Origin of the sequence: Ezakiella coagulans (genome assembly GCF_003096635.1) — a bacterium.
GTDB lineage: Bacteria > Bacillota > Clostridia > Tissierellales > Peptoniphilaceae > Ezakiella > Ezakiella coagulans.
Map to the genome: position 1 here is coordinate 108,309 of NZ_QEKV01000006.1, position 6,702 is coordinate 115,010.

The 6,702-nt window shown below is 34.9% G+C and carries 5 protein-coding genes, 13 tRNA genes and 1 rRNA gene; all 19 read right to left on the minus strand.

Translation table 11 applies throughout. From position 1 onward, the window contains the following. Positions 1-46: 46 nt before the first annotated feature. Positions 47-121 (minus strand) — tRNA-Cys (locus C7381_RS06090). Between the two features lie 6 nt (positions 122-127). Beyond that, positions 128-203: transfer RNA gene (locus C7381_RS06095), tRNA-Phe, on the minus strand. Positions 204-334: 131 nt separating this feature from the next. Continuing rightward, entirely contained in the window at positions 335-1,381 is a 1,047-nt protein-coding gene (locus tag C7381_RS06100) for a CPBP family intramembrane glutamic endopeptidase (protein WP_165803615.1), read from the minus strand. Further along, positions 1,374-1,904, minus strand: coding sequence for a hypoxanthine phosphoribosyltransferase (gene hpt, locus C7381_RS06105; protein WP_116480290.1), 531 nt, complete (start codon positions 1,902-1,904; stop codon positions 1,374-1,376). The genes C7381_RS06100 and hpt overlap by 8 nt, the downstream gene beginning before the upstream one ends. Next, complete coding sequence (locus C7381_RS06110; protein ID WP_116480291.1) at positions 1,901-4,543, minus strand: valine--tRNA ligase; 2,643 nt, start codon at positions 4,541-4,543, stop codon at positions 1,901-1,903. The genes hpt and C7381_RS06110 overlap by 4 nt, the downstream gene beginning before the upstream one ends. Before the next feature lie 61 nt (positions 4,544-4,604). Then, entirely contained in the window at positions 4,605-5,096 is a 492-nt protein-coding gene (locus C7381_RS06115) for an NUDIX hydrolase (protein WP_116480292.1), read from the minus strand. A gap of 56 nt (positions 5,097-5,152) precedes the next feature. Further along, on the minus strand, positions 5,153-5,416 hold the full coding sequence (gene rpsT / locus C7381_RS06120) for a 30S ribosomal protein S20 (protein ID WP_034546880.1): 264 nt from the start codon (positions 5,414-5,416) through the stop codon (positions 5,153-5,155). A 127-nt stretch (positions 5,417-5,543) separates the two neighbouring features. Then, positions 5,544-5,620: transfer RNA gene (locus C7381_RS06125), tRNA-Arg, on the minus strand. Positions 5,621-5,622: 2 nt separating this feature from the next. Further along, a tRNA-Arg gene (locus C7381_RS06130) sits at positions 5,623-5,699 on the minus strand. A gap of 8 nt (positions 5,700-5,707) precedes the next feature. Beyond that, positions 5,708-5,781, minus strand: a tRNA-Gly gene (locus tag C7381_RS06135). 9 nt (positions 5,782-5,790) lie between these two features. After that, positions 5,791-5,866: transfer RNA gene (locus C7381_RS06140), tRNA-Gly, on the minus strand. A 3-nt stretch (positions 5,867-5,869) separates the two neighbouring features. Continuing rightward, positions 5,870-5,955 (minus strand) — tRNA-Tyr (locus C7381_RS06145). 4 nt (positions 5,956-5,959) lie between these two features. After that, a tRNA-Asp gene (locus C7381_RS06150) sits at positions 5,960-6,036 on the minus strand. Between the two features lie 27 nt (positions 6,037-6,063). After that, positions 6,064-6,139: transfer RNA gene (locus C7381_RS06155), tRNA-Val, on the minus strand. 7 nt (positions 6,140-6,146) lie between these two features. Continuing rightward, a tRNA-Glu gene (locus C7381_RS06160) sits at positions 6,147-6,221 on the minus strand. 10 nt (positions 6,222-6,231) lie between these two features. Next, positions 6,232-6,307, minus strand: a tRNA-Met gene (locus tag C7381_RS06165). A gap of 12 nt (positions 6,308-6,319) precedes the next feature. Beyond that, a tRNA-Leu gene (locus C7381_RS06170) sits at positions 6,320-6,408 on the minus strand. A 7-nt stretch (positions 6,409-6,415) separates the two neighbouring features. Further along, positions 6,416-6,490, minus strand: a tRNA-Asn gene (locus C7381_RS06175). A gap of 117 nt (positions 6,491-6,607) precedes the next feature. Then, a 5S ribosomal RNA gene (gene rrf, locus C7381_RS06180) occupies positions 6,608-6,702 on the minus strand; the annotation flags it as partial.

Below are 6,702 nucleotides of genomic sequence, written 5' to 3' on the forward strand. Positions count from 1 at the left end.
ATCGTCTCAATACTCATATTAATTTAAAATCTGAGTTATCAGATAATGGAGGCGGCAGCCAGATTTGAACTGGCGAATCAAGGTTTTGCAGACCCATGCCTTACCGCTTGGCTATGCCGCCATTTAGTGGTGCTCCGAGCCGGAATCGAACCAGCGACACGTAGATTTTCAGTCTACTGCTCTACCGACTGAGCTATCGGAGCACATCCCACTAATTAAATAGTTTATCAGAAAAATGCTTGTATGTCAAGTGTTTTATTTAATAAATAACAAATAATTTATTTTTTTTAATTAATATGTGTATTCTATTAGTGAATTATTAACAAATAAAAAATCAGCTTTTTAATAGAGGTGAATGCATTAAAACATACACCATATATGACATTATAACTAAAGAAATAAATATAATAACTGCTATCATTACATATTCCTTTATATGCATTTTCGATACTACACTAACATTTTCTTTATAATCTGGATAATTCTTTAAGAGTTTGTATATTGCATAAATCATAAGAATATATATTACAACGACAAAAATAATTGTAAAAGTAGATAAATTCGAAGCTAAATCTATTTCATTAGCCGTTTCAAGTTCTGCGGCCTTATCACTAAGAGTATATGATAAAAACATTGCAATTGAGTTATTTGTTGCGTGAGCAAACATTGATGGCACAATTGAATTTGATCTATATCTTATAAAACCTAAAATAATTCCTAAAATAAAAGGTCCGATAAAATTAAAAGGATTGTAATGGAATAATCCAAATAGAAAAGCAGTCAAGACAATTCTTTTCCATGGTTTCATTTTATCAAATGCCCTGAACAATATACCTCTAAAAATTAATTCTTCAAAAATCCCCGGCAAACAAGCAAATAGCAATATTGAAACTAAAAATGATAAAAAACTTTTCGGAACAGGGATTGCATTAAAATTATCAGGTAATGGAATAAACTTAGTAATTAACGATAAAAACAATCCATTAATAAAAACCGCTATTGGATAAAGAAGAATCATTGTTCCAATGCTTCTCAAAATAGTTCCACGTTTAGGTCGATTTAACGAAAAAGTCAGATTCATATCATATTTTTTATATTTTGCAATAAAATATGAAACAACTCCAAGAATTACAACCTCAGTAAAAATAATGCCGAAATATATATTAATACTTTGTGTAACATAACCAAGCGTCAAAAATAAAAATGTCAAACAAATATAAATTAAACTTCCTTCAATAACACTAGGAACGCCATAATTAATAAACTTTCTCGTAATATTAGCTTCTTTATTTTCGTATGATGTTCCTATTGTATATTCAGACTCAAATCCATCTTTTCTTTCATCATACAATTCATTATCCATTTTATTTTCATCACTCATTGTCATCATCCTTTTCAAATACAAATATATATGGTATATTTCTATAGAAATTTTGATAGTCTAACCCATATCCGACAATAAATAAATCATCTACTTCAAATCCGCAAAAATCAACACTTATATCTGCATCCCTTCTTGAAGGTTTATCAAGCATTGTACAAATTTTAATAGAATTTGGATTCTTTGTTTTTAAAAAATCTCTAACTTTATATAAAGTCTTTCCAGTATCAATAATGTCATCAATAATTATGACATCTTTACCTTCAATATCAGTCCTTAAATCCGAAAGAATATTAACATTACCGGATGAAGTTTCACTAAAACCATAACTGCTGGTAGTTAAAAAATCCAGTTCAACAGGACATTTTAAATTTCGTATTAAGTCGGTGGCAAACATTATGCCACCTCTTAATAACGGAATTGCAACTATAGGCTTATCTCCATATTCATCATTAATTTCATCTGCAACTTCTCTTACCCTATTTAATATTGTCTTTTCATCAAATAATACAGTTTTTCTCATTTTGCACTCTCAATGTCCTTTAAGGTTGTTTTCGCTGAATCGAGTAAGCTCTTGTAATTTGAAAGTTTTTCCCTTTCATTATTTACAACAGTTTCTGGAGCGTTTTTAACAAACCCTTCATTTGATAACTTCTTATCAAGTCTTTCAATCTCTTCTGTATAATTTTTTATTTTTGCTTTAAGTGAAACTACTTCTTTTTCATAATCTATAAGTTCGCTTAAAGGTAAATAAGCATCAAGCTCGGGAATAGATACTTTCAAATATTTTGAAGCGTCTAATTCTCTGCCTTCTATCTTAATTTCAGAAATCTTTATTAAAGAACCTATAATAGCTTCATTGTTCTTTATATTTGTTGCAAGAGAATCAGATCCAACTAAAATCAATTCACTCTTTCTTGATGGTTCAATATTTCTTATACTCTTTGCATTCCTTATAACTTTGATTAAATCTTTTATGCTTTCAACCGTATCAACTGCTTCTAAATTTGCACCCAAATCATAAACTTCTGGCCATTTTGCTGTAATGAGATACTCGTCCTCTTTATTTGGAATTGACGAATAAATCTCTTCAGTAATGAAAGGCATAATCGGATGTAAAATCTTAAGAGAGTTAATAAGAACATAAAGTAAAACTTTCTTTGTATTAAATTTAAGATTTTCATCATCGCCATAAAGTGCAGGTTTTGAAAACTCAATATAATAGTCACAAAAATCTTCCCATATGAAACTGTTGATTCTATCACATGCCAAGCCGACTTCATACTTGTCCATATTCTTATTTACATCTTCTATAGCTGAATTTAACTTTTGAAGAATCCAAATGTCCTTGTCTTCTAATTCCTCTAAAGAAAAATTACAGTCATCTTTATCATCCAAATTCATCAACACATATCTCGATGCATTCCAAACTTTATTTGCGAAATTCCTAGAGGCTTCAACCCTTTTTTCGTCAAACCTCATATCGTTCCCAGGACTATTTCCTGTAACCATATTAAACCTAAGTGCATCAGCTCCATATTTATCAATAATTTCGAGCGGATCTATCCCATTATCAAGTGACTTACTCATCTTACGTCCTTGATTGTCACGAACAAGACCTGTAATCAAAACATCTTTAAAAGGAATTGTATCCAGGAAATATTCAGAAGTAAAACACATTCTTATAACCCAGAACAAAATAATATCAAATCCTGTTACAAGTAAATCTGTTGGGAAAAACTCCTTAAAGTCAGCACTATTTTCATCAGGCCATCCTAAAGTTGCAAATGGCCATAATGCTGATGAAAACCATGTATCAAGAGTATCCGGATCACGATGCAAATGAGTGCTACCACACTTTTCGCATTTCGTAACTTCCTTATCGCTTACATGAATATGGCCACATTCTTCGCAATAATATGCCGGAATTTGATGTCCCCACCATAATTGACGTGAAATACACCAATCATTTAAATTAGAAAGCCAATTTCTATAAATTTTACCGTATCTGTCAGGATAAAATTTTGGCTCGCCTTTTTCAAAAGCTTCTAAAGTTTTGTCAGCAAGTTCTTTCATGCGAACAAACCACTGTTTGCTAAGAAGAGGTTCAATAACTGTCTTGCATCTACTACAATGCCCAACAGCATTTTCATGTTTCTTTTCACTAACAAGAAGACCTAAATCCTTTAAATCGGATAAAATTGCTTTTCTAGCCTCATATCTATCCATTCCGCAGTATTTCCCGGCGTTTTCATTCATCTTAGCATCTTCATCAAGAACAACAAATTGCCCAAGATTATGACGTTCTCCTACCCCAAAATCATTAGGGTCATGAGACGGAGTTATCTTAACAACACCTGTTCCAAATTCCATATCAACATAACTGTCCTCAATGACTGGAATCTCTCTATCTGTCAATGGAAGAACAACTTTTTTGCCTACAATATCTTTATATCTTTCATCTTCAGGATTTACAGCAACAGCCAAGTCTCCAAGCATTGTTTCTGGTCTTGTTGTTGCAATAACAACGCTTCCTTCACCTTCAGCGAACGGATACCTAATCTCCCAAATCTTACTATCTGTATCAACGTGATCAACTTCAGCATCTGAAATAGCAGTCTTACAATCAGGGCACCAATTTATTATCCTATTCCCCTTATAAATAAGACCGTCATCATACATACGTTTAAAAGCTGTATAGACTGCTTGCGAAAGCTTATCATCCAATGTGAATTTAATTCTATCCCAATCACAGCTAAATCCCATCTTCTTAAGTTGATTTACAATATTTCCGCCATGTTCATGAGTCCAATCCCAAGCTTCCTTAAGAAAACCTTCCCTTCCAAGTTCCTCTTTAGACTTTCCATTTGCACGAATTTTATTTACAACACGTGACTCTGTTGCTATACTTGCATGGTCTGTTCCTGGAAGCCAAAGTGCCTTATATCCTTGCATTCTTTTTAATCTAATATACACATCTTGCAAAGTATACATGGAGTGCCCAATGTGTAGATTGCCTGTAACATTTGGTGGGGGCATCATAATAGTATATGGTTTTCCATCATTATTAACTTCAGGAGAAAATAAATTATTATCAACCCATTTTTGATATATATTGTCCTCAAAATCATGAGGATTATATTTTGCATCTAATTCTTTCATAACACACCTTCTTTTATATTCATAAGAAAATTATAACAAAAAAACATAAAAAAAGCAAAGTTTATAACTTTGCCAGCCTTCCATTATGAATAATCTTTGTTAAACAATTACTATTGTATACTAACTCGACAACACCGAAAAATTCTCCACGAAAAGCATATTCTAGAAAATATTCATCGCCTTCAAAATGAGGCCCCATTAAAAATTGATCAACCGTTAACCAATTAAGTTCTCCTTCTGTGCAATCCGGAAGAATTTCCGAACCCTCATAGCTATCTGAGTAATAAACATGCATAAGAAACCTTTGTTCGCTAATTGAAATATCAGAAAAAATAACAAGTCCTAAATAAGTGCTTGAATTTAATTTTAATCCTGTCTCTTCGAAAACTTCTCGATTATTACACATATATGGAGTCTCATATTTCTCAATATGTCCTCCTATACCTATATTCTTTCCATGATTTATATCATGCTTCTTTTTATTTCTATATATAAAAAGAAATTCTTCAGGCGAACTGTCTTTTCTTTTTATATAACAAACGGTCGTATCCATATAAATCTCCTCTATAAAAAGAAAAACACACTTTAAAGTGTGTCTTAATCATTTAACTAAGCAGTCTTATTGAGCATCTTTTGAAGTCTACTCATCTTTCTAGCTGCATTATTTTTATGCAAAAGATGCTTATGAGCAGCTTTAGATAACTTCTTATCAATAACCTTAATTAAATCTCTTGCTAAATCAAAATTTTCTTCAGCAATAGCTTTTTCGAACTTTTTGATATATGTCTTTATTTCATTTTTTCTCATCTTGTTTACCAAAGTTTTTTTATTGATAACGCGAATCTTCTTTTGTGCTGATTTTATATTTGCCATAATATCACCTCCAACATAACAACTTAAACAATTATACCACATAATTAAAAATTATTCAATATAAATAATAAAAAATGCACTAGCTCAAAATAAAAAAGTCACCTTAGCGGTGACAGCTCACAAATGTTGGCGCGGCACGGAGGAGTCGAACCCCCGACCTTTTGGTTCGTAGCCAAACACTCTATCCAGCTGAGCTAGTGCCGCATTGGCGCAGCTAGGAGGATTCGAACCCCCGGCACACGGATTAGAAGTCCGTTGCTCTATCCAACTGAGCTATAGCTGCAAAAAATATGGAGCGGGTGAAGGGAGTCGAACCCTCGCAACCAGCTTGGAAGGCTGGGGCTCTACCACTGAGCTACACCCGCAAAAAAAGATGGAGCGGAAAACGAGATTCGAACTCGCGACCCCCGCCTTGGCAAGGCGGTGCTCTAGCCACTGAGCTACTTCCGCATATGGTGGATGAGAGTGGATTTGAACCACTGAAAGCAAAGCTAACGGATTTACAGTCCGTCCCCTTTGGCCAACTTGGGTACTCATCCATGATGGCGACCCGGAACGGATTCGAACCGTCGACCTCCAGCGTGACAGGCTGGCATTCTAACCAACTGAACTACCGGGCCATCTAGTGATTAAAAACACTTCATAAATGGTGGACGATACAGGGCTCGAACCTGTGACCCCCTGCTTGTAAGGCAGATGCTCTCCCAGCTGAGCTAATCGTCCAGGAAAATGGTGACCCTACCGAGATTCGAACTCGGGATACCGCCGTGAAAGGGCGATGTCTTAACCGCTTGACCATAGGGCCATTTACAAAATGGTTGCGGGGGAAGGATTTGAACCTCCGACCTTCGGGTTATGAGCCCGACGAGCTGCCAACTGCTCCACCCCGCGATAAAGAGAAAATGGTGCCGAGGACCGGAATCGAACCGGTACGGTGTGTTACCACCGCAGGATTTTAAGTCCTGTGCGTCTGCCAGTTTCGCCACCCCGGCATTAAAGTGGCGCTTGTGATAGGGCTCGAACCTATAGCCTATCGGTTAACAGCCGATTGCTCTACCATTGAGCTACACAAGCATTGCTCATTATTTGCATACTTGTCTGTTTTTCAAGCCACACTTAATTGCAGACATAAAATATAGTACTTAATAATTAAAGAGAAAATTACATAGAATTTTCTCTTTAGTTATTATAGTGCGGCTTCGTCCTAATCTCCCGGGAGGTCGCCCTCCGAGTACCTTCGGCGATGCAAGGCTTAACTTCTGTGTTCGGCATGGGTACAGGTGGAT

Excerpts from the sequence above, each read along its gene's own strand:
- C7381_RS06100 (WP_165803615.1), bottom strand. The coding sequence starts at position 1,381 with ATGAGTGATGAAAATAAAATGGATAATGAATTGTATGATGAAAGAAAA.
- hpt (WP_116480290.1), bottom strand. The coding sequence starts at position 1,904 with ATGAGAAAAACTGTATTATTTGATGAAAAGACAATATTAAATAGGGTA.
- C7381_RS06110 (WP_116480291.1), bottom strand. The coding sequence starts at position 4,543 with ATGAAAGAATTAGATGCAAAATATAATCCTCATGATTTTGAGGACAAT.
- C7381_RS06115 (WP_116480292.1), bottom strand. The coding sequence starts at position 5,096 with ATGGATACGACCGTTTGTTATATAAAAAGAAAAGACAGTTCGCCTGAA.
- rpsT (WP_034546880.1), bottom strand. The coding sequence starts at position 5,416 with ATGGCAAATATAAAATCAGCACAAAAGAAGATTCGCGTTATCAATAAA.